General features: G+C 52.5%; 1 protein-coding gene. It reads left to right on the top strand.

Features of this window, described 5'->3' with window-relative positions; translation table 11 throughout:
- Positions 1 to 275 (top strand): hypothetical protein (locus Xvie_RS20615; RefSeq protein ID WP_244175768.1); only part of this gene is annotated, 275 nt, incomplete at its 5' end.
- Positions 276 to 318 lie beyond the last annotated feature (43 nt).

The following is a 318-nucleotide window of genomic DNA, read 5'->3' as shown; positions in this document are numbered from 1 at the left end:
CCAAACCCTTAGCCGTCCTGATACAAAGCAGCAGCGCCGCCGGGAAATCGTCCTTAATGGAGGCGGTGCTCAACCTGATACCGGAAGAAGAGCGCATCCAGTACAGCGCCATGACCGGCCAGAGCCTGTTCTACCTCGGTGAAACCAACCTGCAACATAAGATACTGGCTATCGCCGAAGAAGAAGGGGTACGGCAGGCGGCCTATGCGCTCAAGCTGTTGCAGAGTGACGGCGAGCTGAAAATCGCGTCAACGGGTAAGAATGAGCAGACGTAATAACTTCGTATAGCATACATTATACGAAGTTATACGAACATCT

The sequence above is a fragment of the Xenorhabdus vietnamensis genome, from assembly GCF_002127535.1.
GTDB lineage: Bacteria > Pseudomonadota > Gammaproteobacteria > Enterobacterales > Enterobacteriaceae > Xenorhabdus > Xenorhabdus vietnamensis.
This window is presented reverse-complemented; position numbering and strand designations above follow the sequence as displayed.